At 59.0% G+C, this 26,908-nt stretch carries 25 protein-coding genes; 19 read left to right on the top strand and 6 right to left on the bottom strand.

The annotated features are described in order from the left end of the window. Positions 1-22: 22 nt before the first annotated feature. From mnmG to JFT91_RS05780, 19 genes are all read left to right on the top strand, one after another. The gene (gene mnmG, locus JFT91_RS05870) at positions 23-1,921 is read left to right on the top strand and encodes a tRNA uridine-5-carboxymethylaminomethyl(34) synthesis enzyme MnmG (RefSeq protein WP_053125290.1); all 1,899 of its coding nucleotides are present in this window, start codon (positions 23-25) and stop codon (positions 1,919-1,921) included. Further along, complete coding sequence (rsmG, locus tag JFT91_RS05865) at positions 1,918-2,562, top strand: 16S rRNA (guanine(527)-N(7))-methyltransferase RsmG (protein WP_201231806.1); 645 nt, start codon at positions 1,918-1,920, stop codon at positions 2,560-2,562. Before mnmG ends, rsmG begins: the two co-directional genes overlap by 4 nt. Before the next feature lie 18 nt (positions 2,563-2,580). Beyond that, on the top strand, positions 2,581-3,378 hold the full coding sequence (locus tag JFT91_RS05860) for a ParA family protein (RefSeq protein WP_007911909.1): 798 nt from the start codon (positions 2,581-2,583) through the stop codon (positions 3,376-3,378). Between the two features lie 9 nt (positions 3,379-3,387). Beyond that, on the top strand, positions 3,388-4,260 hold the full coding sequence (locus JFT91_RS05855) for a ParB/RepB/Spo0J family partition protein (RefSeq protein WP_064116543.1): 873 nt from the start codon (positions 3,388-3,390) through the stop codon (positions 4,258-4,260). Between the two features lie 148 nt (positions 4,261-4,408). Next, entirely contained in the window at positions 4,409-4,816 is a 408-nt protein-coding gene (locus JFT91_RS05850; RefSeq protein WP_201229501.1) for a F0F1 ATP synthase subunit I, read from the top strand. Positions 4,817-4,832: 16 nt separating this feature from the next. Continuing rightward, positions 4,833-5,702 (top strand): F0F1 ATP synthase subunit A, encoded by an 870-nt coding sequence (gene atpB / locus JFT91_RS05845; protein WP_201229499.1) that lies wholly within the window; start codon positions 4,833-4,835, stop codon positions 5,700-5,702. 133 nt (positions 5,703-5,835) lie between these two features. Then, the gene (gene atpE / locus JFT91_RS05840; protein WP_003097235.1) at positions 5,836-6,093 is read left to right on the top strand and encodes a F0F1 ATP synthase subunit C; all 258 of its coding nucleotides are present in this window, start codon (positions 5,836-5,838) and stop codon (positions 6,091-6,093) included. A gap of 59 nt (positions 6,094-6,152) precedes the next feature. Continuing rightward, positions 6,153-6,623 (top strand): F0F1 ATP synthase subunit B, encoded by a 471-nt coding sequence (locus JFT91_RS05835; protein ID WP_201229497.1) that lies wholly within the window; start codon positions 6,153-6,155, stop codon positions 6,621-6,623. Between the two features lie 12 nt (positions 6,624-6,635). Next, complete coding sequence (locus JFT91_RS05830; protein ID WP_201146557.1) at positions 6,636-7,172, top strand: F0F1 ATP synthase subunit delta; 537 nt, start codon at positions 6,636-6,638, stop codon at positions 7,170-7,172. 21 nt (positions 7,173-7,193) lie between these two features. Then, on the top strand, positions 7,194-8,738 hold the full coding sequence (gene atpA / locus JFT91_RS05825; protein WP_016984064.1) for a F0F1 ATP synthase subunit alpha: 1,545 nt from the start codon (positions 7,194-7,196) through the stop codon (positions 8,736-8,738). A 50-nt stretch (positions 8,739-8,788) separates the two neighbouring features. Then, positions 8,789-9,649, top strand: coding sequence for a F0F1 ATP synthase subunit gamma (atpG, locus tag JFT91_RS05820; RefSeq protein ID WP_008084419.1), 861 nt, complete (start codon positions 8,789-8,791; stop codon positions 9,647-9,649). A 27-nt stretch (positions 9,650-9,676) separates the two neighbouring features. Next, the gene (atpD, locus tag JFT91_RS05815) at positions 9,677-11,056 is read left to right on the top strand and encodes a F0F1 ATP synthase subunit beta (protein WP_016984062.1); all 1,380 of its coding nucleotides are present in this window, start codon (positions 9,677-9,679) and stop codon (positions 11,054-11,056) included. 45 nt (positions 11,057-11,101) lie between these two features. Further along, positions 11,102-11,527 (top strand): F0F1 ATP synthase subunit epsilon, encoded by a 426-nt coding sequence (locus tag JFT91_RS05810; RefSeq protein ID WP_093429554.1) that lies wholly within the window; start codon positions 11,102-11,104, stop codon positions 11,525-11,527. Positions 11,528-11,645: 118 nt separating this feature from the next. After that, entirely contained in the window at positions 11,646-13,013 is a 1,368-nt protein-coding gene (glmU, locus tag JFT91_RS05805) for a bifunctional UDP-N-acetylglucosamine diphosphorylase/glucosamine-1-phosphate N-acetyltransferase GlmU (protein WP_201231805.1), read from the top strand. A 216-nt stretch (positions 13,014-13,229) separates the two neighbouring features. After that, the gene (locus JFT91_RS05800; RefSeq protein ID WP_201229493.1) at positions 13,230-14,006 is read left to right on the top strand and encodes a DeoR/GlpR family DNA-binding transcription regulator; all 777 of its coding nucleotides are present in this window, start codon (positions 13,230-13,232) and stop codon (positions 14,004-14,006) included. Between the two features lie 2 nt (positions 14,007-14,008). Beyond that, the gene (gene glmS, locus JFT91_RS05795; protein ID WP_201231804.1) at positions 14,009-15,841 is read left to right on the top strand and encodes a glutamine--fructose-6-phosphate transaminase (isomerizing); all 1,833 of its coding nucleotides are present in this window, start codon (positions 14,009-14,011) and stop codon (positions 15,839-15,841) included. 119 nt (positions 15,842-15,960) lie between these two features. Beyond that, complete coding sequence (locus tag JFT91_RS05790) at positions 15,961-16,881, top strand: LysR family transcriptional regulator (protein ID WP_201231803.1); 921 nt, start codon at positions 15,961-15,963, stop codon at positions 16,879-16,881. A gap of 110 nt (positions 16,882-16,991) precedes the next feature. Then, positions 16,992-17,618, top strand: coding sequence for a glutathione S-transferase family protein (locus JFT91_RS05785; protein ID WP_201199213.1), 627 nt, complete (start codon positions 16,992-16,994; stop codon positions 17,616-17,618). Positions 17,619-17,663: 45 nt separating this feature from the next. After that, the gene (locus tag JFT91_RS05780; protein WP_201231802.1) at positions 17,664-19,694 is read left to right on the top strand and encodes a 2Fe-2S iron-sulfur cluster-binding protein; all 2,031 of its coding nucleotides are present in this window, start codon (positions 17,664-17,666) and stop codon (positions 19,692-19,694) included. Between the two features lie 90 nt (positions 19,695-19,784). Here the strand turns inward: JFT91_RS05780 and JFT91_RS05775 are convergent, their stop codons facing one another. The 6 genes from JFT91_RS05775 to JFT91_RS05750 are packed head-to-tail and all read right to left on the bottom strand — an operon-like array spanning position 19,785 to position 26,908. Beyond that, positions 19,785-20,915, bottom strand: a complete 1,131-nt coding sequence (locus JFT91_RS05775) for a glycosyltransferase family 4 protein (RefSeq protein ID WP_201231801.1) — start codon at positions 20,913-20,915, stop codon at positions 19,785-19,787. Next, complete coding sequence (locus JFT91_RS05770) at positions 20,916-22,046, bottom strand: glycosyltransferase family 4 protein (RefSeq protein ID WP_201231800.1); 1,131 nt, start codon at positions 22,044-22,046, stop codon at positions 20,916-20,918. Then, complete coding sequence (locus JFT91_RS05765) at positions 22,030-23,406, bottom strand: glycosyltransferase family 4 protein (RefSeq protein ID WP_201231799.1); 1,377 nt, start codon at positions 23,404-23,406, stop codon at positions 22,030-22,032. Before JFT91_RS05765 ends, JFT91_RS05770 begins: the two co-directional genes overlap by 17 nt. After that, on the bottom strand, positions 23,403-24,668 hold the full coding sequence (locus tag JFT91_RS05760) for an ABC transporter ATP-binding protein (protein WP_201231798.1): 1,266 nt from the start codon (positions 24,666-24,668) through the stop codon (positions 23,403-23,405). The genes JFT91_RS05765 and JFT91_RS05760 overlap by 4 nt, the downstream gene beginning before the upstream one ends. Continuing rightward, positions 24,668-25,465, bottom strand: coding sequence for an ABC transporter permease (locus JFT91_RS05755; protein ID WP_201229474.1), 798 nt, complete (start codon positions 25,463-25,465; stop codon positions 24,668-24,670). The genes JFT91_RS05760 and JFT91_RS05755 overlap by 1 nt, the downstream gene beginning before the upstream one ends. Next, positions 25,466-26,908 carry a mannose-1-phosphate guanylyltransferase/mannose-6-phosphate isomerase gene (locus tag JFT91_RS05750; protein WP_201231797.1) on the bottom strand — a complete coding sequence of 481 codons (1,443 nt, stop codon included), beginning with the start codon at positions 26,906-26,908 and terminating at the stop codon, positions 25,466-25,468.

Genomic DNA, 26,908 nt, shown 5'->3' with positions numbered 1-26,908 from the left:
TTAAGCAGGCACGAGGTGCGTGGTGGATTTCCCTTCCCGTTTTGAAGTGATCGTCATCGGCGGCGGTCATGCCGGTACCGAGGCAGCACTGGCGTCAGCACGTATGGGGGCAAAAACCCTGTTGCTGACGCATAACGTGGAAACCCTCGGTGCCATGAGTTGCAACCCGGCTATCGGGGGCATTGGCAAAAGCCACCTGGTCAAGGAAATCGATGCCCTCGGCGGCGCGATGGCCATGGCTACCGATAAGGGCGGCATCCAGTTTCGCGTGTTGAACAGCCGCAAAGGCCCAGCCGTACGGGCGACCCGTGCGCAAGCTGACCGTATTTTGTACAAAGCCGCTGTCCGCGAAATCCTGGAAAACCAGCCGAACCTGTGGATATTTCAACAAGCTGCCGATGACCTGATCGTCGAGCAGGAACAAGTCCGTGGTGTTGTCACGCAAATGGGTCTGCGTTTCTTCGCCGATTCCGTGGTGCTGACCACCGGCACGTTCCTTGGTGGACTTATCCACATCGGCTTGCAGAATTTTTCCGGCGGTCGCGCCGGTGATCCGCCGTCGATTGCCCTGGCTCATCGTCTGCGTGAAATGCCACTGCGTGTCGGTCGCCTGAAAACCGGTACACCGCCGCGTATCGACGGCAAGTCTGTGGATTTCTCGGTAATGACCGAGCAACCGGGCGATACGCCGATCCCGGTGATGTCGTTCATGGGCAACAAAGAACAGCATCCACGCCAGGTCAGTTGCTGGATTACCCACACGAACGCCCGCACTCACGAAATCATTGCCGCGAACCTTGATCGTTCGCCGATGTATTCCGCTGCCGGTGAAATCGAAGGCATTGGCCCGCGTTATTGCCCATCGATCGAAGACAAGATCCACCGTTTTGCCGACAAGGAAAGCCATCAGGTGTTCATCGAACCGGAAGGTTTGACTACCCATGAGCTGTATCCGAACGGGATATCCACAAGCTTGCCGTTCGACGTGCAATTGCAGATCGTGCAATCGATCCGCGGCATGGAAAATGCGCACATCGTGCGTCCGGGTTATGCGATCGAGTACGACTACTTCGATCCGCGCGACCTGAAGTACAGCCTGGAAACCAAAGTCATCGGCGGTCTGTTCTTCGCCGGGCAAATCAACGGCACCACCGGTTACGAAGAAGCTGGCGCCCAGGGTTTGCTCGCTGGCGCCAACGCTGCACTGCGCGCCAAAGGCAAAGAAGCCTGGTGCCCGCGGCGCGATGAAGCGTACATCGGGGTATTGGTCGACGACCTGATCACCCTCGGTACCCAAGAGCCGTACCGTATGTTCACTTCGCGTGCCGAGTACCGCCTGATTCTGCGCGAGGACAACGCCGACCTGCGTCTGACCGAAAAAGGTCGCGAACTCGGTCTGGTCGATGACGCGCGTTGGGCGGCCTTCTGCAAGAAACGCGAAAGCATCGAACTCGAAGAACAGCGCCTGAAAAGCACTTGGGTTCGCCCGAATACGCAGCAGGGCGATGCGATTGCCGAAAAATTCGGCACACCGCTGACTCACGAATACAACTTGCTCAATCTCTTGAGTCGTCCGGAAATCGACTACGCTGGTCTGGTCGAAGTGACCGGCAACGGCGCTGAAGATCCACAGGTCGCCGAGCAGGTCGAAATCAAGACCAAATACGCCGGTTACATCGACCGTCAACAGGACGAAATCGCCCGTCTGCGCGCCAGTGAAGACACGAAACTGCCTGTGGATATCGATTACACCAACATTTCCGGTCTCTCCAAGGAGATCCAGAGCAAACTTGGCGCGACTCGACCAGAGACGCTGGGCCAGGCTTCACGGATCCCGGGCGTGACCCCGGCAGCGATTTCGCTGTTGATGATTCATTTGAAAAAACGCGGCGCGGGCCGTCAGTTGGAGCAAAGCGCTTGAGTTCTAAGGTCACTTCGCAACACGCCGAAGAGTTATCCACAGGAGCCCGCGAGCTCGGTGTCAGTCTCACTGAAACCCAGCACGAATTGCTGCTGGGTTATCTGGCCCTGTTGATCAAATGGAACCAGGCCTACAACCTCACGGCTGTGCGCGATCCGGACGAAATGGTCTCGCGGCATCTGCTCGATAGTCTGAGCGTGATGTCGTTCATCGAAAACGGCCGCTGGCTCGACGTCGGCAGCGGCGGCGGTATGCCAGGGATTCCGTTGGCGATCCTGTATCCGGACTCGCAAGTGACCTGTCTGGACAGCAACGGCAAGAAAACCCGCTTCCTGACCCAGGTCAAACTCGAACTCAAACTGGATAACCTGCAAGTTATCCACAGCCGCGTCGAAGCGTTTCAGCCTGCACAGCCATTCAACGGGATCATTTCCCGGGCGTTCAGCAGCATGGAAAACTTCACCAACTGGACTCGCCACCTCGGCGATGCCGATACGCGCTGGCTGGCAATGAAGGGCGTTCATCCGGCCGATGAGCTGGTAGCATTGCCGGCAGACTTCAAACTCGATAGCGAACACGCCTTGGCCGTACCCGGTTGCCAAGGCCAACGCCATCTGCTGATACTGCGCCGCACGGCATGATTGGGAACACAAGCAAGAATGGCTAAGGTATTCGCGATAGCGAACCAAAAGGGTGGTGTGGGCAAGACCACCACCTGCATCAACCTCGCAGCATCCCTGGTCGCGACCAAGCGCCGGGTGTTGTTGATCGATCTCGATCCACAGGGCAACGCCACCATGGGTAGCGGTGTGGATAAACACGGTCTGGAAAACTCGGTCTACGACCTGCTGATCGGCGAATGCGATCTGGCTCAGGCCATGCACTACTCCGAGCACGGTGGTTATCAACTGCTGCCGGCCAACCGCGACCTGACCGCCGCCGAAGTGGTTCTGCTGGAAATGCAGATGAAGGAAAGCCGTCTGCGCAGCGCGCTGGCGCCGATCCGCGAAAATTACGATTACATTTTGATCGACTGCCCGCCGTCGCTGTCGATGCTCACGTTGAACGCACTGGTTGCCGCTGACGGGGTGATTATCCCCATGCAGTGCGAATACTTTGCGCTCGAAGGTTTGAGCGACCTTGTGGATAACATCAAGCGCATCGCTGAACTGCTGAACCCGAACCTGAAGGTCGAAGGTCTGTTGCGGACCATGTACGACCCGCGCCTGAGCCTGATGAACGATGTTTCGGCGCAGCTCAAGGAACACTTCGGCGAGCAGCTGTACGACACGGTGATCCCGCGCAACATCCGCCTGGCCGAAGCGCCGAGCTACGGCATGCCGGCACTGGCCTACGACAAGCAATCGCGTGGCGCGCTGGCCTACCTGGCTCTGGCGGGCGAGATGGTTCGCCGTCAGCGCAAAAATTCACGCATCGCCGCCGCTCAGGCAACTTAAGGAATCCCCATGGCCGTCAAGAAACGAGGTCTCGGACGTGGACTGGATGCACTGCTGAGTGGTCCGACCGTCAGCGCGCTGGAAGAACAAGCCGCGCAAGCTGACACCCGTGAATTGCAGCATCTGCCGCTGGATCTACTCCAGCGCGGCAAATACCAGCCGCGCCGGGACATGGATCCGCAGGCGCTGGAAGAGTTGGCGCTGTCGATCAAGGCACAAGGCGTGATGCAGCCAATCGTGGTTCGCCCGATTGGTGGTGGTCGCTTTGAAATCATCGCCGGTGAACGCCGCTGGCGCGCAAGCCAGCAAGCCGGGCAGGAAACCATCCCGGCAATGGTGCGCGACGTACCGGATGAAACCGCGATCGCCATTGCGCTGATCGAGAATATCCAGCGCGAAGATCTCAATCCGATTGAGGAAGCGGTCGCCCTGCAACGTTTGCAGCAGGAATTCCAGCTGACTCAGCAACAAGTTGCCGAGGCTGTGGGTAAGTCCCGCGTCACCGTGGCCAACCTGTTGCGTCTGATTGCGCTGCCGGAAGTCATCAAGACCATGCTGTCGCATGGCGATCTGGAAATGGGTCATGCCCGTGCTTTGCTGGGTTTGCCCGATAATCAGCAGGTGGAAGGGGCGCGACATGTTGTCGCACGCGGCCTGACCGTGCGCCAAACTGAAGCACTGGTTCGCCAGTGGTTGAGTGGCAAACCGGAGCCTGTGGAAGCGACCAAACCGGACCCGGATATCGCCCGTCTCGAACAGCGTCTGGCCGAGCGCCTAGGCTCTGCGGTGCAGATTCGCCACGGCAAGAAGGGAAAGGGGCAGTTGGTGATTGGTTACAACTCTCTCGATGAGCTTCAAGGTGTGCTCGCGCACATCCGCTGAAACATTTCCTCATGTAGCGCGCAGTCGGAAATCACTACCTGACAGTTGAATAGGGGCAGAACCGCCCCTATACTCTGCGCGCATTTTGTCGGCACAAATTATGCCAAGTTATTGAATTCTGGCAGCCGACCATTGGAGAGCAATAGTGATGGAAACCCGCAAGCCAAACCGCCTGCCGTTCCATCGCCTGGCGGTTTTTCCGGTGTTATTGGCTCAATTTGTCATTTTGTTCATTGCCGCTTTGGCGCTCTGGCAATGGCATGGAGTCGTTGCCGGATACTCGGGACTTTGCGGAGGCCTGATAGCCTTGCTGCCCAATGTTTATTTCGCTCATAAGGCATTTCGGTTTTCCGGCGCCCGAGCAGCCCAGTCCATCGTCCGGTCTTTTTATGCCGGCGAGGCAGGCAAACTGATTTTGACAGCAGTGCTTTTTGCGCTGGTGTTTGCAGGTGTGAAGCCACTGGCGCCGATAGCTGTATTCGGCGTGTTCGTGCTGACTCAGTCGGTCAGCTGGTTCGCTCCCCTGCTGATGAGAACAAGACTTTCGAGACCTTAGGGCGTTTGAGGCAACCATGGCAGAAACAACCGCTTCGGGCTATATCCAGCACCACTTGCAGAACCTGACCTTCGGTCAGCTACCTAACGGCGGCTGGGGCTTTGCCCATACCGCAGCAGAAGCCAAAGAAATGGGCTTCTGGGCTTTCCACGTCGATACTCTCGGCTGGTCGGTCGCGTTGGGTCTGATCTTCGTACTTCTTTTCCGCATGGCGGCAAAGAAAGCGACTTCGGGTCAGCCGGGTGCTTTGCAGAACTTCGTTGAAGTATTGGTCGAATTCGTCGATGGCAGCGTGAAAGACAGCTTCCATGGCCGTAGCCCGGTGATTGCACCGCTGGCACTGACCATCTTCGTCTGGGTGTTCCTGATGAACGCCGTCGACCTGGTACCGGTCGACTGGATTCCTCAACTGGCCATCCTGATCTCCGGCGACCACCACATCCCGTTCCGTGCCGTGTCGACTACCGACCCGAACGCGACGCTGGGTATGGCGCTCTCGGTTTTCGCACTGATCATTTTCTACAGCATCAAGGTCAAGGGCATCGGCGGCTTCATCGGCGAACTGACCCTGCACCCGTTCGGCAGCAAGAACGTCTTCGTTCAAGCCCTGCTGATCCCGGTGAACTTCCTGCTGGAATTCGTGACCCTGATCGCTAAACCGATCTCTCTGGCTCTGCGTCTGTTCGGCAACATGTATGCCGGTGAGCTGGTGTTCATTCTGATCGCTGTGATGTTCGGCAGCGGTCTGCTCTGGCTGAGCGGCCTGGGCGTTGTTCTGCAGTGGGCTTGGGCTGTGTTCCACATCCTGATCATCACCCTGCAGGCGTTCATCTTCATGATGCTGACCATCGTTTACCTGTCGATGGCGCACGAAGAAAACCATTAAGACCAGTCTCGACTAGTCTGATGTCCTTCCCGGTCAAACGGGAAGGGGCTCTTCACAGGGCACCTGAAACGATTTGTTTTACCGCTTTAATCTAAAAAACCTAAACCATACGACGTAAAAGTCGGGAGGAAAGATGGAAACTGTAGTTGGTCTAACCGCTATCGCTGTTGCACTGTTGATCGGCCTGGGCGCACTGGGTACCGCAATTGGTTTCGGCCTGCTGGGCGGCAAGTTCCTGGAAGGCGCAGCGCGTCAGCCAGAAATGGTTCCAATGCTGCAAGTTAAAATGTTCATCGTTGCCGGTCTGCTCGACGCCGTAACCATGATCGGTGTTGGTATCGCTCTGTTCTTCACCTTTGCGAACCCGTTCGTTGGTCAGATCGCTGGCTAATTACCCGGATTCTTCCGAGTAATTTGATGTGATGGACAACGTAACTGCGAGGTGTTGGCGTGAACATTAATGCGACCCTGATTGGCCAGTCCGTTGCGTTCCTGATTTTTGTACTGTTCTGCATGAAGTATGTATGGCCTCCGGTCATCACTGCCCTGCACGAACGTCAAAAGAAGATCGCTGATGGTCTGGACGCTGCCAGCCGAGCAGCTCGCGACCTGGAGTTGGCCCAAGAAAAAGCGGGTCAGCAACTGCGCGAAGCGAAAGCTCAGGCAGCTGAAATCATCGAGCAAGCCAAGAAACGCGGTAACCAGATCGTTGAAGAGGCTGTTGAAAAAGCCCGTATCGACGCTGACCGTGTGAAGGTTCAGGCTCAAGCCGAGATCGAACAGGAACTGAACAGTGTCAAAGACAAGCTGCGCGCCCAAGTGGGTATGCTGGCTGTCGGCGGCGCCGAGAAGATCCTGGGTGCCACAATCGATCAAAACGCGCACGCAGAGCTGGTAAACAAACTGGCTACTGAAATCTAAGCGAGGGCGATCATGGCAGAACTGACCACGTTGGCCCGACCTTACGCTAAGGCGGCCTTCGAGCACGCTCAGGCCCACCAGCAACTGGCCAATTGGTCAGCCATGCTCGGCCTGGCAGCAGCGGTGTCGCAAGACGACACCATGCAGCGTGTGCTCAAGGCCCCGCGACTGACGAGCGCAGAAAAGGCCGCCACGTTTATTGACGTGTGCGGCGACAAGTTTGATGTGAAGGCACAGAACTTCATCAACGTCGTTGCCGAAAACGACCGTCTCCCGCTTCTGCCGGAGATTGCCGCTCTTTTCGACCTGTACAAGGCCGAGCAAGAGAAATCGGTAGACGTTGAAGTGACCAGTGCTTTTGCATTGAACCAAGAACAGCAAGACAAACTCGCCAAGGTTCTCAGTGCACGACTCAACCGGGAAGTGCGCCTGCAAGTCGAGGAAGACAAATCCCTTATTGGGGGCGTTGTCATCCGCGCCGGCGACCTGGTTATCGATGGCTCGATTCGCGGCAAAATCGCGAAACTTGCCGAAGCATTGAAATCTTGAGTTTGAAGGGGCAGCAGAGCAATGCAGCAACTCAATCCTTCCGAAATAAGTGAAATTATCAAGGGCCGCATCGACAAGCTCGATGTGACCTCCCAAGCCCGTAACGAAGGCACTGTCGTCAGCGTATCTGACGGCATCGTGCGGATTCACGGTCTGGCCGACGTAATGTACGGCGAGATGATCGAGTTTCCGGGCGGCGTCTACGGTATGGCCCTCAACCTGGAGCAAGACTCCGTAGGTGCCGTTGTTTTGGGTGCTTACCAGTCTCTGGCTGAAGGCATGAGCGCCAAGTGCACCGGCCGCATCCTCGAAGTTCCTGTTGGTAAGGAACTGCTGGGTCGCGTTGTCGACGCACTGGGTAACCCTGTTGACGGCAAAGGTCCACTGGGCAACACCGAGACCGACGCGGTCGAGAAAGTTGCTCCAGGCGTGATCTGGCGTAAGTCGGTAGACCAGCCTGTACAGACTGGCTACAAGGCTGTCGATGCCATGATCCCTGTCGGCCGTGGCCAGCGTGAGCTGATCATCGGTGACCGTCAGATCGGTAAAACCGCTCTGGCGATCGACGCGATCATCAACCAGAAAGACAGCGGCATTTTCTGCGTCTACGTAGCAATCGGTCAGAAGCAATCGACCATCGCCAACGTGGTTCGCAAGCTGGAAGAAAACGGCGCCCTGGCCAACACGATCATCGTGGCTGCCAGTGCTTCGGAATCTCCTGCGCTGCAATTCCTGGCACCGTACTCCGGTTGCACCATGGGTGAATTCTTCCGCGACCGCGGTGAAGACGCGCTGATCGTTTATGACGATCTGTCCAAGCAAGCAGTGGCTTATCGCCAGATTTCCCTGCTGCTGCGCCGTCCACCAGGCCGTGAAGCTTACCCAGGCGACGTGTTCTATCTCCACTCCCGTCTGCTGGAGCGCGCATCCCGCGTTTCGGAAGAGTACGTAGAGAAGTTCACCAACGGCGCAGTGACCGGCAAAACCGGTTCCCTGACCGCACTGCCGATCATCGAAACCCAGGCTGGCGACGTTTCCGCGTTCGTTCCGACCAACGTGATTTCCATCACCGACGGTCAGATCTTCCTGGAATCGGCCATGTTCAACTCGGGCATCCGCCCTGCAGTGAACGCCGGTGTTTCGGTATCCCGTGTGGGTGGTGCCGCTCAGACCAAGATCATCAAGAAGCTCTCCGGTGGTATCCGTACCGCTCTGGCTCAGTACCGTGAACTGGCGGCATTCGCCCAGTTCGCTTCTGACCTGGACGAAGCGACCCGTAAGCAACTTGAGCATGGTCAGCGCGTTACCGAGCTGATGAAGCAGAAGCAATACGCACCAATGTCGATCGCTGACATGGCGCTGTCGCTGTATGCCGCTGAGCGTGGGTTCCTGACTGACATTGAAATCGCCAAGATCGGCAGCTTCGAACAAGCGCTGATCGCTTTCTTCAACCGCGATCACGCCGATTTGATGGCCAAGATCAACGTTAAAGGTGACTTCAATGACGAAATCGACGCTGGCATGAAAGCCGGTATCGAGAAGTTCAAGGCCACCCAAACCTGGTAAGCCGCAGCGGGAGCCGCGAGGCTCCCGCTTGCTAACCTGATAGGTGTTACATGGCAGGCGCAAAAGAGATTCGCAGTAAGATTGCGAGCATCAAAAGCACGCAAAAGATTACCAGCGCCATGGAAAAAGTGGCGGTCAGCAAAATGCGCAAGGCACAAATGCGCATGGCTGCTAGCCGTCCTTATGCGGAGCGTATCCGCCAGGTTATTGGGCATCTGGCCAACGCCAACCCGGAATACCGCCACCCGTTCATGATCGACCGCGCTATCAAGCGTGTCGGTTATGTCGTTGTGAGCAGTGACCGTGGTTTGTGCGGCGGCTTGAATACCAACCTGTTCAAGGCCCTGGTCAAGGACATGGCGGTAAACCGCGAAAACGGCGTCGAGATTGATCTGTGTGTCGTTGGTAGCAAGGGTGCGGCCTTTTTCCGTAACTTCGGCGGTAACGTCGTTGCAGCTATCAGCCACCTGGGTGAAGAGCCGTCGATCAATGATCTGATCGGCAGCGTCAAGGTGATGCTGGATGCCTACCTGGACGGCCGTATTGACCGCCTGTCCGTGGTGTCCAACAAGTTCATCAACACCATGACGCAACAGCCTACCGTGGAGCAGTTGATTCCATTGGTGGCGACCCCGGATCAGGATCTCAAGCACCACTGGGACTATCTCTACGAACCGGATGCCAAAGAGCTGCTTGACGGCTTGATGGTCCGTTACGTCGAGTCGCAGGTCTACCAGGCGGTGGTCGAGAACAACGCGGCTGAACAAGCTGCGCGGATGATCGCGATGAAGAACGCTACCGACAACGCCGGTGATTTGATCAGCGATTTGCAGCTGATCTACAACAAGGCGCGTCAGGCTGCGATCACCCAAGAGATCTCGGAAATCGTCGGCGGCGCTGCCGCGGTTTAACGGTTCAAATATTCAGAGGATCCAGCTATGAGTAGCGGACGTATCGTTCAAATCATCGGCGCCGTTATCGACGTGGAATTTCCACGCGACAGCGTACCGAGCATCTACAACGCTTTGAAAGTTAAAAGCGATGCCGGCACCACTCTGGAAGTTCAGCAACAGCTGGGCGACGGCGTGGTTCGTACCATTGCGATGGGTTCCACCGAGGGCTTGAAGCGCGGTCTGGAAGTTACCGATTCTGGCGCAGCCATTTCCGTACCGGTCGGTAAAGCGACCCTGGGCCGGATCATGGACGTCCTCGGTAACCCGATCGACGAAGCTGGCCCGATCGACACCGAAGAGCGCTGGGGCATTCACCGTCCAGCACCTTCGTTCGCTGAACAGGCAGGCGGCAACGACCTGCTGGAAACCGGCATCAAGGTTATCGACCTGGTTTGCCCGTTTGCCAAAGGCGGTAAAGTCGGTCTGTTCGGTGGTGCCGGTGTAGGCAAAACCGTAAACATGATGGAACTGATCCGTAACATCGCCATCGAGCACAGCGGTTATTCCGTGTTCGCTGGTGTGGGCGAGCGTACCCGTGAGGGTAACGACTTCTACCACGAGATGAAGGACTCCAACGTTCTGGACAAAGTGGCACTGGTTTACGGTCAGATGAACGAGCCGCCGGGTAACCGTCTGCGCGTAGCACTGACCGGCCTGACCATGGCCGAGAAGTTCCGTGACGAAGGTAACGACGTTCTGCTGTTCGTCGACAACATCTATCGTTACACCCTGGCCGGTACTGAAGTATCCGCACTGCTGGGCCGTATGCCTTCTGCAGTAGGTTACCAGCCGACTCTGGCTGAAGAGATGGGCGTTCTGCAAGAACGTATCACTTCGACCAAAGAAGGTTCGATCACCTCGATCCAAGCGGTATACGTACCTGCGGATGACTTGACCGACCCGTCGCCAGCGACCACCTTCGCCCACTTGGACGCCACCGTCGTTCTGTCCCGTGACATCGCCTCCCTGGGTATCTACCCAGCGGTAGATCCACTGGATTCGACTTCGCGCCAGCTGGACCCGAACGTAATCGGCCAGGACCACTACGACACCGCTCGCGGCGTTCAGTACGTTCTGCAACGTTACAAAGAGCTGAAGGACATCATCGCGATCCTGGGTATGGACGAGCTGTCGGAAGCCGACAAGCAGTTGGTAAACCGTGCTCGTAAGATCCAGCGCTTCTTGTCGCAGCCGTTCTTCGTGGCTGAAGTCTTCACCGGTGCTTCGGGTAAATACGTTTCCCTGAAAGACACCATTGCTGGCTTCAAAGGCATCCTCAACGGTGACTACGACCACCTGCCAGAACAAGCGTTCTACATGGTTGGCGGCATCGAAGAAGCGATCGAGAAAGCCAAGAAACTGTAATCCCGGCGCCCGGCAACGGGCGCTAATTTAGGTTGAGGCAATCAGATGGCTATGACAGTCCATTGCGATATCGTCAGCGCGGAAGGGGAAATCTTTTCCGGCCTGGTCGAGATGGTGATTGCGCACGGTGCACTGGGTGATCTTGGTATCGCTCTGGGTCACGCGCCGCTGATCACTAATCTCAAGCCGGGTCCGATCCGCCTGATCAAGCAAGGCGGGGAAGCCGAGGTGTTCTACATCTCCGGTGGTTTCCTCGAGGTTCAGCCGAACATGGTCAAGGTTCTTGCCGACACTGTGCAACGTGCTGCCGACCTGGATGAAGCCTCCGCTCAGCAAGCCGTTCAGGCTGCCGAGAAGGCATTGCATGAACGTGGCGCAGAGTTCGACTACGGAGCTGCGTCCGCACGTCTGGCCGAGGCTGCAGCTCAGCTGCGCACCGTCCAGCAGATCCGCAAGAAGTTTGGCGGTTAATCCGTCAGCCACTTGTTGTGCGATTGATAAAAAAGGGTAGCCTCGGCTACCCTTTTTTCTATTCTGAATTCTACAAACCCGGTCGCAGTCGCTGACCACCCAGGATTGGTAGCCAGTCATGTCTCTCGAAATCGTTATCCTCGCGGCCGGTCAAGGCACTCGTATGCGTTCGGCCCTGCCGAAGGTGTTGCACCCGATTGCCGGCAATTCCATGTTGGGCCATGTTATCCACAGCGCCCGGCAACTTGATCCACAGCGCATCCATGTGGTCATCGGCCACGGAGCCGATGTGGTGCGTGAACGCCTGGCGGCCGACGATCTGAATTTCGTCTTGCAGGACAAACAACTGGGCACCGGTCACGCCACTGCTCAGGCGGTGCCGTTCATCACTGCCGACACCGTGTTGATTCTCTACGGCGATGTACCGCTGATCGAAGTCGAAACCCTGCAACGCCTGCTCAAACAGGTCGTTCCTGGTCAGATGGGCTTGCTCACCGTTGAACTGGACGATCCAACGGGCTACGGCCGCATCGTTCGTGACGCGCACGGTAAGGTCACCGCCATCGTTGAGCATAAAGATGCCAGCGAAGCGCAACGCGCAATCACTGAAGGCAATACCGGCATTCTCGCGGTACCGGCCAATCGTCTGGCCGACTGGATGAGCCGGCTGTCGAACAACAATGCTCAGGGCGAGTACTACCTGACCGACGTGATCGAAATGGCGGTCAACGATGGTCTGGTGGTGGCCACCGAGCAACCGCATGACGCGATGGAAGTGCAGGGTGCCAACGATCGCAAGCAACTCTCCGAGCTGGAGCGTCATTACCAGTTGCGCGCTGGCCGCCGTTTGATGGCCCAGGGCGTCACCCTGCGTGATCCGGCGCGCTTCGATGTGCGTGGCGAAGTGACCGTTGGTCGCGATGTGCTGATCGACATCAACGTGATTCTCGAGGGTAACGTTTTCATCGAGGACGACGTGGTGATCGGGCCGAACTGCGTAATCAAGGACAGCACGCTGCGCAAAGGCGTGGTGATCAAGGCCAACAGTCATATCGAAGGCGCCGTTTTGGGTGAGGGCAGCGATGCCGGCCCATTTGCGCGTCTGCGTCCAGGCACGGTGCTCGAAGCACGCGCGCATGTGGGTAACTTTGTTGAGCTGAAAAATGCCCACATGGGTGAAGGCGCCAAGGCTGGGCACCTGACGTATCTGGGCGATGCCGAAATCGGTGCGCGCACCAACATCGGCGCGGGCACTATCACCTGCAACTACGATGGCGCCAACAAGTGGAAAACCGTGTTGGGCGCGGACGTGTTCATTGGCTCCAACAATTCGCTGGTTGCGCCTGTGGATATCTCCGACGGCGCGACAACGGCGGCCGGTTCGACGATTACGCAGAATGTGGATAACGCACAGTTGGCGGTCGGCCGTGCGCGGCAGAAGAACATAGACGGCTGGAAGCGACCGGAGAAAATCAAGAAGAGTTGAGTTATACACAGGCCGTTCGATAGCCATCGCGGGCGAGCCCGCTCCCACAAGATTTGTGTTGAAGCACAGTTCTTCAACACACAGTGAATCCATGTGGGAGCGGGCTTGCCCGCGATGCTTTTATCCACAGATATTTTTTGCATCATCCGCTTGACGATTTTGGGCCGATAGGTTTTGATTGCTTCCGTTATCTTTCGAATCGAAACTTAGGTCGTCATGTCGAAACGCAATACTCCCCAGCGCCGTCACAATATCCTCGCCTTGCTCAATGAGCAGGGCGAAGTCAGTGTGGACGAACTGGCCAAGCGCTTCGAAACCTCCGAAGTTACGATTCGCAAGGATCTTGCTGCGCTTGAGAGTCATGGTCTGCTGCTGCGTCGTTACGGCGGGGCAATCACCATGCCGCAGGAACTGGTCGCGGAAACCGCGCAGAGTGTTTCCAAATACAAACAGGCGATTGCCCGTGCAGCGGTGAAGCGCATCCGCGAGCACGCCCGCATCATCATCGACAGCGGCAGCACCACCGCCGCGATGATTCCCGAACTCGGTCAACAGCCGGGCCTGGTGGTGATGACCAACTCCCTGCACGTCGCCAATGCCCTGAGCGAACTCGAGCACGAACCGGTGTTGTTGATGACCGGCGGCACCTGGGATCCGCATTCGGAATCCTTTCAGGGCCAGGTCGCCGAGCAAGTACTACGCTCTTACGACTTCGATCAGTTGTTCATCGGCGCCGATGGCATCGATCTGGTACGCGGCACCACGACCTTCAATGAACTGCTCGGTTTGAGCCGGGTCATGGCGGACGTGGCGCGAGAAGTCATCGTCATGGTCGAGGCCGACAAGATCGGCCGCAAGATTCCCAACCTGGAGCTGCCATGGAGCAGCGTCCATACCCTAATTACCGATGATCGCCTGCCTCTTGAGGCCCGCGATCAGATTCAGGCCCGCGGTATCAACTTGATTTGTGCGGCTGTCAGTCAGGAGAAATAAGCATGTGTGGAATTGTCGGCGCAGTGGCTGAACGTAACATCACCGCCATTTTGCTCGAAGGCCTCAAGCGCCTCGAGTACCGCGGCTATGACAGCGCGGGTGTGGCGGTTTACACCAACGAGGAAACCCTCGAGCGCATGCGTCGTCCGGGCAAGGTCAGTGAACTCGAAGCCGCGTTGGCCGAGCATCCACTGGTCGGTCGTCTCGGCATTGCCCACACCCGCTGGGCCACCCACGGCGCGCCGTGCGAACGTAACGCCCACCCGCATTTCTCCGGCGACATCGCCGTGGTGCACAACGGCATTATCGAAAACCACGAAGCTTTGCGTGAACAACTGAAAGCGCTGGGTTACGTGTTCACGTCGGACACCGACACTGAAGTCATCGCCCACTTGCTCAACCACAAACTCAAGGATCAGCCAGACCTGACCGTCGCACTCAAAGCGACCGTCAAGGAACTGCACGGTGCCTACGGCTTGGCCGTGATCAACGCCAAGCAACCTGATCGTCTGGTTGCCGCCCGCAGTGGCAGCCCGTTGGTGATCGGCCTGGGTCTGGGCGAGAACTTCCTCGCGTCCGACCAACTGGCGTTGCGTCAGGTTACTGACCGCTTCATGTATCTGGAAGAGGGCGATATCGCCGAAATTCGCCGCGATAACGTGCAGATCTGGGATATCGATGGCAAATCTGTCGAGCGCCAGACCGTGCAATACACCGACGGTGCGGAAGCCGCCGACAAAGGTGAATTCCGTCACTACATGCTCAAGGAAATCCACGAGCAACCGGCCGTTGTACAGCGCACCCTCGAAGGTCGCCTGAGCAACGATCAAGTGCTGGTTCAAGCCTTCGGCCCACAAGCCGCCGAGCTGTTCGCCAAAGTCCGTAACGTGCAGATCGTCGCCTGCGGCACCAGCTATCACGCCGGCATGGTCGCCCGTTACTGGCTGGAAGAACTGGCCGGCATTCCGTGCCAGGTCGAAGTCGCCAGCGAATTCCGCTACCGCAAAGTGGTGGTGCAGCCGGACACCCTGTTCGTGACCATCTCGCAGTCCGGCGAAACTGCCGACACCCTGGCCGCCCTGCGCAATGCCAAGGAGCTGGGGTTCCTCGCCAGCCTGGCGATCTGCAACGTCGGCATCAGCTCGCTGGTGCGTGAATCCGACCTGACCCTGCTGACCCAGGCCGGCCGCGAAATCGGCGTTGCTTCGACCAAAGCCTTCACCACGCAACTGGTTGGCCTGTTGTTGCTGACCCTGTCGCTTGGCCAGGTTCGCGGCACCTTGGCCAAAGGCGTAGAAGCCACATTGGTCGAAGAACTGCGTCGCCTGCCAACCCGCCTCGGCGAAGCGCTGGCGATGGACAGCACCGTGGAAAAAATCGCCGAACTGTTCGCCGAGAAAAACCACACCCTGTTCCTTGGTCGCGGTGCGCAGTTCCCGGTAGCGATGGAAGGTGCCTTGAAACTCAAGGAAATCTCCTACATCCACGCCGAAGCCTACCCGGCCGGCGAGTTGAAACACGGCCCACTGGCGCTTGTGGATAACGACATGCCAGTGGTCACCGTTGCGCCAAACAACGAGCTGCTGGAAAAGCTCAAGTCCAACCTGCAGGAAGTCCGCGCCCGTGGCGGCGAACTGATCGTCTTCGCCGACGAGAAAGCCGGGATGACCAACGGCGAAGGCACTCACGTGGTGCAGATGCCGCATATCCACGACATCCTCTCGCCGATCCTCTACACGATCCCGCTGCAGTTGCTGTCGTACTACGTTGCTGTGCTGAAAGGCACGGACGTGGATCAGCCGCGTAATTTGGCGAAGTCGGTGACCGTGGAATAAGTTATCCACAGTTGATATGACCGAAGAGATCGCAGCCTTCGGCAGCCCCTACAGGTGAAACACGAGGCCCATGTAGGAGCTGCCGGAGGCTGCGATCTTTTGATTTTGGGGATGAGCCCATGGACCGCTTTCAGGAAATGCAAATCTTCACCACCGTCGCTCAAGAGCAAGGCTTCTCCTCGGCCGCTCGGCGCTTGGGTTTGTCCGCTGCAAGTGTGACGCGGGCGGTGGCGGCGCTGGAGCTGCGCATCGGTACGCATCTGCTGGTGCGCACGACGCGCAGCGTGCATCTCACTGAGGCCGGTCAGCGTTTTCTGGAGGATTGCCGGAGGATTCTCGCCGAGGTGCAGGAAGCTGAGGATTCGGCGGCGGGCAGTCATGCCGAGCCGCGTGGGCAATTGACGGTGACGGCGCCGGTGCTGTTCGGCGAGTTATTTGTCACGCCGGTGATGGCGGGTTATCTGGCGCAATATCCGGACGTTTCGATCAACGCCCTGCTGCTTGATCGGGTGGTGAGCATGGTCGAGGAGGGCATTGATGTCGCGGTGCGCATCGGTGAATTGCCGGACAGCAACCAGCATGCGATTCGGGTGGGCGAGGTGCGCCGGGTTGTTTGCGGTTCGCCGCAATACCTCGACGAACATGGTCGACCGAATCATCCACAGGCATTGGCCGGCGCACCCGTGGTGGCGACTTCGTCGATTGGCCAGCAGCGCAGTTGGTTATTTCTTGATCAGGGTCAGCCGCTGAGCGTGAAACCCGAACCGCGGCTGGTGGTGACGGCCAATCAATCGGCGATCACCGCTGCCTGCATGGGCGTGGGTCTGACCCGAGTGTTGTCTTATCAGGTGGCGAGCAAGGTGGCTGCCGGTGAGCTGGAAATTGTCCTCGCCGAATATGAATTGCCGCCTCTGCCGATCCATATTGTTTATCAGGGTGGGCGCAAGGCGCCGGTGCGGGTTCGCAGCTTTGTCGATTTCGCCGTGAATGCCTTGCGTGAGCATCCTGCGTTGAACATGCGGCGCTATTGCGCTAAATGAAATAATCGATTGCGATTTTTGGTCATTCTGTAGTTTTCGCGATAGGTGGAAGATGACGGCCATCGGCGCTGTCATTCCCGCAACGGCGCCACTGCACTGCGGAGTCGACCATGCAAGCGATCAAACTCTACAACTTCCCACGCTCTGGCCACGCACATCGGGTGGAGTTGATGCTGTCCCTGCTGCAATTGCCGACCGAACTGATTTTCGTAGACCTGGCGAAAGGTGAGCACAAGCAGCCGGCGTATCTGGCGATCAACAGCTTCGGCCAGGTGCCGGCGATTGATGACGGCGGCGTGGTGCTGGCCGATTCCAACGCGATTCTGGTGTATCTGGCGCAAAAATACGGCCACGGTCGCTGGTTGCCGGCTGACCCGGTGGGCGCGGCACGGGTGCAGCGCTGGTTGTCGGCAGCGGCCGGGCCGATTGCATTCGGGCCTGCTGCTGCGCGGTTGGTCACGGTGTTTGGTGCACAGTTGAATGCTGATGAAGCCATTACCCGTGCATACAACCTGCTCAAGGTGATGGATCAGGAGTTGGGCAAAACCCCGTACCTGGTCGGCGAAGAACCGACCATCGCCGACGTCTCCGCCTACAGTTACATCGCCCACGCGCCGGAAGGCAATGTGTCGCTGGACGACTACGGCAACGTGCGCGCGTGGCTGGCCCGCGTCGAAGCCTTGCCCGGTTTTGTCGGCATGCCGCGCACCGTCGCCGGTCTGCAAACCACCGCCTGATTTTCGCAATCCACACTGTGCCGTCGGCGCAGGGGAGAGGTCGTGATGGAACGTTCACCATGGCACGCTGGCGAACAACAGTTGCAGGCGCAGGTCGGGGTTGCCGAACGCATGGAAGCCTTCGGGCGCAAGGTGATTCGCACCTGGATGCCGGATCAGCACCGCGAGTTCTATCAGCAATTGCCCTTCCTGCTGTACGGCGCCGTTGATACGGATGGGCGGCCGTGGGCCAGCGTGCTTGAAGGCGCGCCGGGGTTCGCCCACTCGCCGGACCCTGAGCATCTGCATTTCGCCAGCCAGGTCGCGGCTGATGATCCGGCGCAACTGCGCGATGGTGAGCCGATCGGTTTGCTCGGCATCGAGTTGCACACCCGCCGGCGCAATCGCCTCAACGGCCATGTCGGTCATCTGAACGCTCACGGTTTTGAGGTGAGCGTGGATCAGGCGTTCGGTAATTGCCCGCAATACATCCAGCTGCGCCAGTTTCAGCGTGTGCCACTGACGGATCCGCTGAGCCGCCCGGCTGAGCATCTGAACGGTCTCGATGACGCCGCCACCGCGCTGATCGCGGGCGCCGACACGTTCTTTGTCGCCAGTTACGTCGATGTCGATGGCCAACGTGCAGTGGATGTTTCCCACCGTGGTGGCCAGGCCAATTTCGTACGGGTGCAAGGCAATCGTCTGACCATCCCTGACTTCGCCGGCAACCTGCACTTCAATACCCTCGGCAATCTGCTGCTCAATCCCAAGGCCGGCTTGCTGTTCATCGACTTTTCCACAGGCGATTTGCTGCAACTCAGTGGGCGCACCGAGATCCTTCTCGACGATCCCCAAATCGAAGCGTTTCAAGGCGCGGAACGGCTGTGGACATTTGACGTGGAGAAATTGGTGCGGCGCCCGGCGGCATTGGCGTTGCGCTGGCGCTTTGACGGCATGTCGCCGACCAGCCTGTTGACCGGCAACTGGGCCGAGGCCGATGCGCGTTTGCAGGCGCAGGCGCTGGGTAACCAATGGCGGCCGCTGCGCGTAGCGAAGATTGAAGCGGAAAGTCGCAGCATCCGTTCGATCTACCTGGAGCCCGCCGATGGCGCCGGTTTGCCGGTGTTTCTGGCGGGGCAGCATTTGCCGCTGCGTTTCACAATTGATGGCGAGGTGCACATCCGCACCTACAGCCTGTCGAGCGCACCATCCGATGGTTTTTACCGGATCAGCGTGAAGCGCGAAGGCCTGATTTCATCGCACTTGCATGAGCAGATCCGCGTTGGCGATGTGCTGGAAGCGCGGGCGCCGCAGGGGCATTTCACCGTGGCGCCGCTGGAGCACAGACCGTTGGTGCTGCTGGCTGCCGGCGTAGGAATCACGCCGTTGCTGTCGATGCTGCGCGAGGTGGTGTATCAAGGCTTACGCACGCGCGGGATTCGTCCGACGGTGTTGCTACAGAGTTCGCGCAGCCTGGCGGATCAGCCGTTTCGCAAGGAACTGGATCGTCTGCTCGAAACGGCAGGCGACTCGGTGCGAGTCCTGCGGTTGCTCAGCCAGCCTGAAGCTGATCTGCAAGAAGGCGAGGATTTTGATCTGCTGGGCCGAATTGATAGCACGGTGCTGAGGAATCTGCTGGAGGCCGAGGATTTTGATCAGCTCGATTTCGTGCTCTGTGGCCCCGGTGGTTTTACCCAGGGGCTGTACGACATCTTGCGTGAACTGGATGTGCGCGATGCGCAGATTCATGCGGAAACCTTTGGCCCGTCGACGTTGAAACGTCAGGCCGATCCGGACGCCATCGTCATCGAACAACCGTCCGCATCGACCACTTCGGTTCCCGTGGTGTTCGAGCGCTCGGCCAAGGAAGCACGCTGGCAACCGGACGGCGGCAGTTTGCTGGAGCTGGCGGAAAGCCGCGGATTGCGCCCGGAATTCAGTTGCCGTGGCGGCTCATGCGGCACCTGCAAGACCCGACTGGTCAGCGGCGCGGTGAATTATCCACAGCCTCCGGCGGATATCCCGGAAGCGGGCCATGTGTTGATCTGCTGCGCCGTCCCGGCACAAAGCCCCCAACCCCTGATCCTCGATCTGTAACCCGCCCCCTTTAGGAGCTGCCGCAGGCTGCGATCTTTTGCTGTTGTTTTTAACAGACAAGGTCAAAAGATCGGGCGATTCGGGTTCGAATCAGGCGTAGGACAGCTCTTTCTCTTCCAGCAGTTCCTGATACAGCTCCGTCCACTTGCGGCCCATGTCGTCGGCTGTGAATAACTGCCGATAACGGGCTTCAGCCTTCGCGCCCATCGCCGCGGCGCGCACCGGGTCTTCCCACAGCGTGCGCATTGCCTCGCGAAAGGCCTGTGGATGACTGGGCGGCACCACCAATCCGGTTTCATTGTGGATATTGATATAGCTGGTGCCGGTGCCGATCTCGCTGGAGATCATCGGTTTGCCGTACATCGCACCTTCGAGCAGGGAAATACCGAACGCTTCCGAGCGCAGGTGTGACGGAAAGACAATGGCATAGCTCAGTTGCAGCAGCGCAACCTTGTCCTCATCGCCCAAACGCCCGAGGAAGTGAATGTTGCGCAGGCCCAGCGCTTGCGCCTGCGCATGCAGTTCCAGCTCCAGTGGCCCGGCACCGACGATAACCACGGGATAGTCGACGTCTTTCAGCGCGTCGAGGAGGATGTGCAAACCCTTGTAATAACGCATCACGCCGACAAACAGGAAAAACTTATCCCCAAGCTGTTGGCGCCAGCGGTTCATCCGCTCTGCGTCCGGCTGTGGATAACCGGCCTTGTTCAAGCCGTAAGGAATCACCCGGGTCTTGTCCTGGAACTGCTGCAACACATCGCTGGTGTGCAGGTAGTTCGGCGAAGCGGCAACGATGCGGTCGGCGCTGGCGAGGAAGCGGTTCATCAGCGGACGGTAGAGTTTGAGCAGGTGTTTCTGGCGGATGATGTCCGAGTGGTAGGTGACCACGCTGGGCTTGTTCGTGGCGCTGGCGAAGTGCACCAGGTCCATGAACGGCCACGGGAAGTGGTAATTGACCACGTCGGCTTCGGCGGCCAATTCACGAAACTGCTTGAACACGCTCCAGGAAAAACCGGTGGAGGCGAATTGAATGTCGAGTTTGGCTCGATGCACTTCGTGTTGCCCGAGTTGCACCACGGGCGGTGTCGGGTCGGTGCTGAGGGTCAGAACCTGGCCGTCGATACCGTGCTGGGCGCCGCTTTCGCACAGTTGGAAAATCACTTGTTCGATGCCGCCCACCGAGTCAGGCAGGTACGTCTTGAAAAAATGAAGAACTCGCATTCAACCTCCCATGGCCTGGCGGTAGGCACCGGCCGTGGCCTGTGCACAACGTTCCCAGGAAAAAAGCCGTGACTGCTGCAACCCGGCTTCTTGGCATGCCTGCCAATGCACTTGATCGTCGATCAGTCGGCTCATTGCATCACGCAAGCCTTCCGCATCGTCAGCTTCAATATAGTTGCCGGCAGCGCCAGCCACCTCCGGCATGGCCGAAGAGTGTGTGAGCACCACCGGTGTGCCGCTGGCCATCGCCTCCAGAACCGGCAGACCAAAACCTTCATACAGCGACGGAAAAATCAGCGCCCGGGCGCCGGCCAACAGCTGCGCCACCTGTTCATCGGGCAAATAGCCGAGCAGACACACATGCCCGCTGGCCAGCGCCTGCCGTAAAGGCTCGCTGAACTGCTCACGTTCCCAACCGGCCATGCCGACGATCAGCAGCGGAAAGCGCTCGCGCACGGCTTCTGGCAACAGAGCGTGGGCACGTAGAGCCAGGCTCAGGTTCTTGCGCGGTTCCAGCGTGCCGACGCAGAGGAAATACCCGCGTGCCTCGACGGCATGCGCCTTGAGGACCTTGTCGATGCTGTTTGGCTCGCGGGGATGGAAGCGTTCGGCGACACCCAATGGCGCCACGACAAAGCGCTCGGCGGGCAGCCCGAAATGTGCTTGAGCTTCGTCGGCAATCGCCTGCGAGTCCGTCAGGATCAGCCGCGCCTGCTGTACTCCCACGGCCAATCGACGCTCGATTTCCTTGAGCCGTGCCGGCGGCTGAGTCTCGGGGAAATGCAAGTGCGTGAGGTCGTGCAGGGTGATCACGGTCGGGCCGTCGAAGGCCAGCGGCCACAGGCTCGGTTCGTGATACAGGTCGATACCTTGCGCGCGGCCCTGATCAAAGCGTTTCTGCTCCAGCCAGCGGCGGGCCTGATAAGCCCCGGGAATCTGCCGTAACAGTGGCGTCAGGCGCGAATAACCGGGCATGGCCGCTTCCGGCAGTGCCGAACTCCAGCCCCAGCCGTGGAACAGTGTCACGTCTACGTCGGGCTCGTAGCGCAATGCATTCACCAGTTCGGCGACATAGTGGCCGATGCCGGTGCGCGGCGCCTGGAGGATGCGTGCGTTAAGGGCAATGCGCATGCTGACTCTGCGGGCCGACCGCTGAAGGGTTCACATTGCGTTCGATACGCTCGACCAGCTGCGCACTTGCTTCACGCCAACTCAGCCAGCGCCATTGTTCAAGGCCAAGGGGAGCAGGGAACACCTCGCTGCGTTCCATATCGGTGACCAGATCGGTCAGGCTCTGAGGGTCTGCCAAATCGAAGTAGGCCATGAACTCGCCGCCAATTTCGCGAAACACCGCGATATCGCTGCCCATTGCCGGCAAGCCACGCTGCATGGCCTCCACCAATGGCAAGCCAAAGCCTTCGACGAACGAGGGGAACACCAGCGCACTGGCATGGGCGTAAGCGTGTTCCAGGCTGGTGTCGCTGAGGTCGTTGAACATGAACAAGCGCTGGTTCAGTTCGGGGTGATTGCGCACACGGGCGAGCAGCGCCTCGCATTTCCAGCCGACCCGCCCGGCAATGCACAGTCGCGCCGTTGAGCCGGCAGCCCAGGCGCGTTCGAAGGCGTCGAGCAAGTACGCGTGGTTCTTGCGCGGTTCGATGGTGCTGACCATCAGCAACACCGGCTCAGGTGTGGCGAACAAAGACTTGAGGCGCGGTTCGACTGTCGCGTGGCTGTTGTGCAGATCGAGTTCGCTACCCAGGTGAAAGAAGTCGAACCAACGCTTATCGGTCTGCTCGGCACCGATGCGCCGCTGCAGTTCTTCGCGCACCTGATCCCGCACCGTGGCAGAAATCGCCATGTAGCCATCGGCCGTGCGGGTTATCCAGTCGAACCACTCGCTGAAAACCTCGACTAGACGCGTGTTGTAAAACTGTGGGTGAGTCAGCGGGATCAGGTCGTAGATCACCGCAATCACGCCGACGCCATCACGTTTGAGACGCTCGACGTGGGCAAAAAAATCCGAGTGCCAGGACGAATCCAGCAGCACCAGTTGATCGCCGGCCCGATGCTGCAACGGCACGCAGCGCTCGGGGATCTGTTTGCCCTTGAGTGCTCGTCCCAGCAGGCGCATCGGCAGGCTGAAACAGGCGAAGGCTGTGAGCCGGCAACCGACATACAGGACCCGACGAGCGAAGTGCGACTGACTGAACGGGCGCCGCCGCTCCAGGGCTCGATGGCGCAACCAGAAGGCGCTGGCCCACTGTTCGAGTTTCACCCGCAGGCCGATCAGATCGAGCTTCAGCGATTTCAGCGGGGCCAGACGCTTAACCTGATACAAGCCACCGCCGATCAGGATCACCGGCATGCATTCGACGTCTTCGGCGCTGGCGGGCAATTGTTTGATGACGTTGCGCACCACGCGTTGAATCCCCGAGTTGACCGTCGGGTGTTTGAACACATGGGTGCATTCCACCAACAGTCGCGTCATTTCGAGATCTCTCTGTCGGGCAGGGGCGCGAGGTGTTCCCCGGAACGGGTGATTTCAGTTTGCGCCTGCAGCCAGGAACAGCCGACAAAATCTTCCTGACGGTTGTTGATGACATGGAACACCAGGCCGTAATCGCGCCATTCGAAATTGCGATCGAGGTGAGAGTCCAGACGCGACAGGCTCAGCGACACCGAATAATTGCCTTTGCCCAGACCCATGACGAAGGCGAAGCGATAGGTGAAACGTTCGCCGGCGTGCAGCTCGGTCAGTGCCTTGTTCAGCCGATGGGTGTTGATCCCGTACATCATCTGACCCAAGCGATCCTTGAGGATAAAGCCCAGCACCAGCCGTTCGATGTCCTTGCGCACTTCGACCTGGACTTCGAGTACCACCGACTGGCCGACTTCGGCGGCGTCGATGCTCTGATCATTTTCATCAAGCAGGCGCACGCCGAGAATCGCCGCTTCACCGGTGCCGGACACCGTTTGCACTTCGCCGCCGGCGAGCATTTCCTGGCGCACGATCTGGCCTTCGCGTTCGGCCATCAAGGCGTTGTAATAATCGAGCACGACCTCGGGCTTGTCGTACATGGCCATGCGGCCATCCTTGAGCAGGATCGCCGAGTCGCAGATCGACTGTATCGCCGAGCGGTCGTGGGACACGATCAGCAAGGTAGTGCCGGATTTGCGGAAGCTGCGGATGCGTTCGAAGCTCTTGTGCTGGAAGTAGGCGTCACCCACCGACAACGCTTCGTCGACGATAAGAATGTCCGGGCGCCGAGCCGTGGCGACACTGAACGCCAGGCGCATCTGCATGCCACTGGAATAGGTGCGTACCGGATGGTCGATGGCCTCACCGATCTCGGCGAAGTGTTCGATATCGGGCATCAGCGCTTCGACTTCTTCAAGCTGCATGCCCAGCAGCTGGCCGGCCATGATCGCGTTCTGGCGCCCGGTAAAGTCAGGGTGAAAACCCATGCCCAGTTCCAGCAGTGCCGCCACGCGACCTTGCAGTTCGATCTTGCCGCTGGTCGGCTGGGTGGTGCCAGTGATCATCTTCAGCAAGGTGCTTTTGCCGGCCCCGTTGGCGCCGACGATGCCCACGGCTTCTCCGGGGGCGATTTCGAATTCGACGTCTTGCAGCACCCAGTGCTGGCGGTGGCGGATCGGCGAAAACGGGATCAGCCACTCGGCCAGTCGGCTCCAGCGGTTGGGGTATTGTTTGTAGGCCTTGCTCAGGCCGGTGACGCGAATATGCCCCATCAGAGTTCATCCACCATTTCGCCGACGCGCTGGCGAAACAGGCGCAGACCGATCAGACAAAACAGCACGGCCGTGACGAAAATCGGCAGCAGCGAGCTCCAGACCGGCCACTGACCGTAGAGAAACAGGTTTTGGTAACTGCTGAACAGGTTGGTCAGCGGGTTGAGTTGCAGCAGGCGCTGCACCCATTCCGGCAGGATTGTGATCGGGTAAACGATCGGCGTCAGCCAGAACCAGAACTGCAGGCAGATGCCAAATAGCTGACCGACATCGCGGAAGAACACGTTCAAGACGCCGAGCACCATGCCCAGCCCGGCGCAGAACATCATTTGCACCGCGATCAAGGGAATCAGCGCCAGCAGCGCCATGCCCGGCCAGCGTCCGGTGACCAGCAGAAAGCCCAGAAACAGCGCGATGATGATCGCGAAGTTGATCGCGGCATTGCACAGCACGATGACCGGCAGGCAGATCCGCGGGAAGCTGATTTTCTTCAGCAGGTTGGCGTTTTCCAGAAACATGTTCTGGCTGCGCAAGGTGATTTCCGAGAACAACCCCCACGCCAGCAACCCGGCGCAGAGGTAAACGCTGTAGGCCATGCTGTCGTCTACGCCCGGTAACCGGGCGCGCATGATGTGGGAAAAGATCACGGTGTAAACGACGATCATCGAAAGCGGGTTGAAGATCGGCCACAAAGCGCCGAACAGCGAATTGCGGTAACGCGCTTGGAACTCTCGCTGCACGCTACCGAGGATGAAACCCCGATAGCCATGCAACGAGCGGCACAGAGAAAGCAGCATCTAAACCGTCCTGCCGTAGTGGTCTTCGAAGCGAACGATGTCGTCCTCTCCCAGGTATTCGCCGCTTTGCACTTCGATGATCACCAGATCGATCACCCCGGGGTTTTCCAGGCGATGCTTGTGGCCGGCGGCGATGAAGGTCGATTCGTTCTTGGCCACCAGTGTCGTGCCGGTGCCATTGTTGGTGACCTTGGCCATGCCTTCGACCACCACCCAGTGTTCGTTGCGGTGGTGATGCATTTGCAGGGACAGCTTGCCACCGGGTTTGACCACGATGCGTTTGATCTTGAAACGCGGGCCTTCTTCGAGAACCGTGTAAGTCCCCCAAGGGCGGCTGACGGTGCGATGCAGTCGATAGGCTTCGTGGGATTTGTCCTTGAGTTGCTTGGCCACCCGGCGCACATCCTGCGCACGGTCGGCGTGGGCCACCAGCACGGCGTCGGCGGTGTCGACGATGATCAGGTTATCCACACCGACGGTGGCCACCAGCCGGCCCTCGCTCTGCACAAAGTTGCTGTGGCTGTCGATGAAGATCGCTTCGCCGCTGGCGCGGTTGTTGTCGGCATCGGCCGGGACCAGTGCCGCGACAGCGCCCCAGGAGCCGATATCGCTCCAGTCGAAACCGGCCGGCACGACGACGACTTTTTCCGAACGCTCCATCAACGCGTAGTCGATGGAGATGTCGGTGATCTCTGCGAACAGCGCCGGCGACAGTTCCTGTTGCAGGCAGCCGACGGTTTCGATCGGGGCGCTGGCGGCCATGCAGGCGCGGGTCTGCTCAAGCAACTCGGTCGCGTGCAGTTGCAACTCGGCAATCACCGTCGCCGTGGTGAAGCAGAACATCCCCGAATTCCACAGGAAGTTGCCGCTCTCCAGATAATGGGTGGCGGTTTGCAGATCGGGTTTCTCGACGAAGCGCTGCACTTTCGCCGCGCCTTTGGCGTCCAGCGGTGCGCCGGTTTCGATGTAGCCGAAGCCGGTTTCCGGGGCCGTCGGCAGTACGCCGAAGGTCACCAGATAACCGTCTTTGGCCAGGTTGACCGCGTGCTCGACGGCACTTTTCAGTGCGTCCTGATTAACGATCAAATGATCGGCCGGCATCACCACCATGATTGCGTCGTCGCCATGCAGCGCTTGCAACGACAGGGCGGCGGCGGCGATGGCCGGCGCGGTGTTGCGCCCGGTCGGCTCGAGCAGGAAATGCCCGCGATGGCGCGATACGTGGGCGGCGCAATAGTGATCCTTGCTCTGGAAGTAGTACTCGCGGTTGGTCACCGTGACAATGTCGCCCCAGCCGTCCAGCAGCGCGGCGGCACGCTGATAGGTTTTGCCGAGCAGCGACTGGCCGTCGGGCAGGGTCATGAACGGCTTGGGGTGGCCCTCGCGGGACACCGGCCACAAACGGGTGCCGGCACCGCCGGACAGAATCACGGGGATCAGCAT

Source organism: Pseudomonas sp. TH08, from assembly GCF_016651275.1.
Classification (GTDB): Bacteria; Pseudomonadota; Gammaproteobacteria; order Pseudomonadales; family Pseudomonadaceae; genus Aquipseudomonas.
This window is presented reverse-complemented; position numbering and strand designations above follow the sequence as displayed.

What these genes read in the sequence shown, in the direction of transcription:
- JFT91_RS05860 (WP_007911909.1), top strand. Translation starts at nt 2,581, where the DNA reads ATGGCTAAGGTATTCGCGATAGCGAACCAAAAGGGTGGTGTGGGCAAG.
- JFT91_RS05855 (WP_064116543.1), top strand. Translation starts at nt 3,388, where the DNA reads ATGGCCGTCAAGAAACGAGGTCTCGGACGTGGACTGGATGCACTGCTG.
- JFT91_RS05850 (WP_201229501.1), top strand. Translation starts at nt 4,409, where the DNA reads ATGGAAACCCGCAAGCCAAACCGCCTGCCGTTCCATCGCCTGGCGGTT.
- atpB (WP_201229499.1), top strand. Translation starts at nt 4,833, where the DNA reads ATGGCAGAAACAACCGCTTCGGGCTATATCCAGCACCACTTGCAGAAC.
- atpE (WP_003097235.1), top strand. Translation starts at nt 5,836, where the DNA reads ATGGAAACTGTAGTTGGTCTAACCGCTATCGCTGTTGCACTGTTGATC.
- JFT91_RS05830 (WP_201146557.1), top strand. Translation starts at nt 6,636, where the DNA reads ATGGCAGAACTGACCACGTTGGCCCGACCTTACGCTAAGGCGGCCTTC.
- atpA (WP_016984064.1), top strand. Translation starts at nt 7,194, where the DNA reads ATGCAGCAACTCAATCCTTCCGAAATAAGTGAAATTATCAAGGGCCGC.
- atpG (WP_008084419.1), top strand. Translation starts at nt 8,789, where the DNA reads ATGGCAGGCGCAAAAGAGATTCGCAGTAAGATTGCGAGCATCAAAAGC.
- atpD (WP_016984062.1), top strand. Translation starts at nt 9,677, where the DNA reads ATGAGTAGCGGACGTATCGTTCAAATCATCGGCGCCGTTATCGACGTG.
- JFT91_RS05810 (WP_093429554.1), top strand. Translation starts at nt 11,102, where the DNA reads ATGGCTATGACAGTCCATTGCGATATCGTCAGCGCGGAAGGGGAAATC.
- glmU (WP_201231805.1), top strand. Translation starts at nt 11,646, where the DNA reads ATGTCTCTCGAAATCGTTATCCTCGCGGCCGGTCAAGGCACTCGTATG.
- JFT91_RS05800 (WP_201229493.1), top strand. Translation starts at nt 13,230, where the DNA reads ATGTCGAAACGCAATACTCCCCAGCGCCGTCACAATATCCTCGCCTTG.
- glmS (WP_201231804.1), top strand. Translation starts at nt 14,009, where the DNA reads ATGTGTGGAATTGTCGGCGCAGTGGCTGAACGTAACATCACCGCCATT.
- JFT91_RS05790 (WP_201231803.1), top strand. Translation starts at nt 15,961, where the DNA reads ATGGACCGCTTTCAGGAAATGCAAATCTTCACCACCGTCGCTCAAGAG.
- JFT91_RS05785 (WP_201199213.1), top strand. Translation starts at nt 16,992, where the DNA reads ATGCAAGCGATCAAACTCTACAACTTCCCACGCTCTGGCCACGCACAT.
- JFT91_RS05780 (WP_201231802.1), top strand. Translation starts at nt 17,664, where the DNA reads ATGGAACGTTCACCATGGCACGCTGGCGAACAACAGTTGCAGGCGCAG.
- JFT91_RS05775 (WP_201231801.1), bottom strand. Translation starts at nt 20,915, where the DNA reads ATGCGAGTTCTTCATTTTTTCAAGACGTACCTGCCTGACTCGGTGGGC.
- JFT91_RS05770 (WP_201231800.1), bottom strand. Translation starts at nt 22,046, where the DNA reads ATGCGCATTGCCCTTAACGCACGCATCCTCCAGGCGCCGCGCACCGGC.
- JFT91_RS05765 (WP_201231799.1), bottom strand. Translation starts at nt 23,406, where the DNA reads ATGACGCGACTGTTGGTGGAATGCACCCATGTGTTCAAACACCCGACG.
- JFT91_RS05760 (WP_201231798.1), bottom strand. Translation starts at nt 24,668, where the DNA reads ATGGGGCATATTCGCGTCACCGGCCTGAGCAAGGCCTACAAACAATAC.
- JFT91_RS05755 (WP_201229474.1), bottom strand. Translation starts at nt 25,465, where the DNA reads ATGCTGCTTTCTCTGTGCCGCTCGTTGCATGGCTATCGGGGTTTCATC.
- JFT91_RS05750 (WP_201231797.1), bottom strand. Translation starts at nt 26,908, where the DNA reads ATGCTGATCCCCGTGATTCTGTCCGGCGGTGCCGGCACCCGTTTGTGG.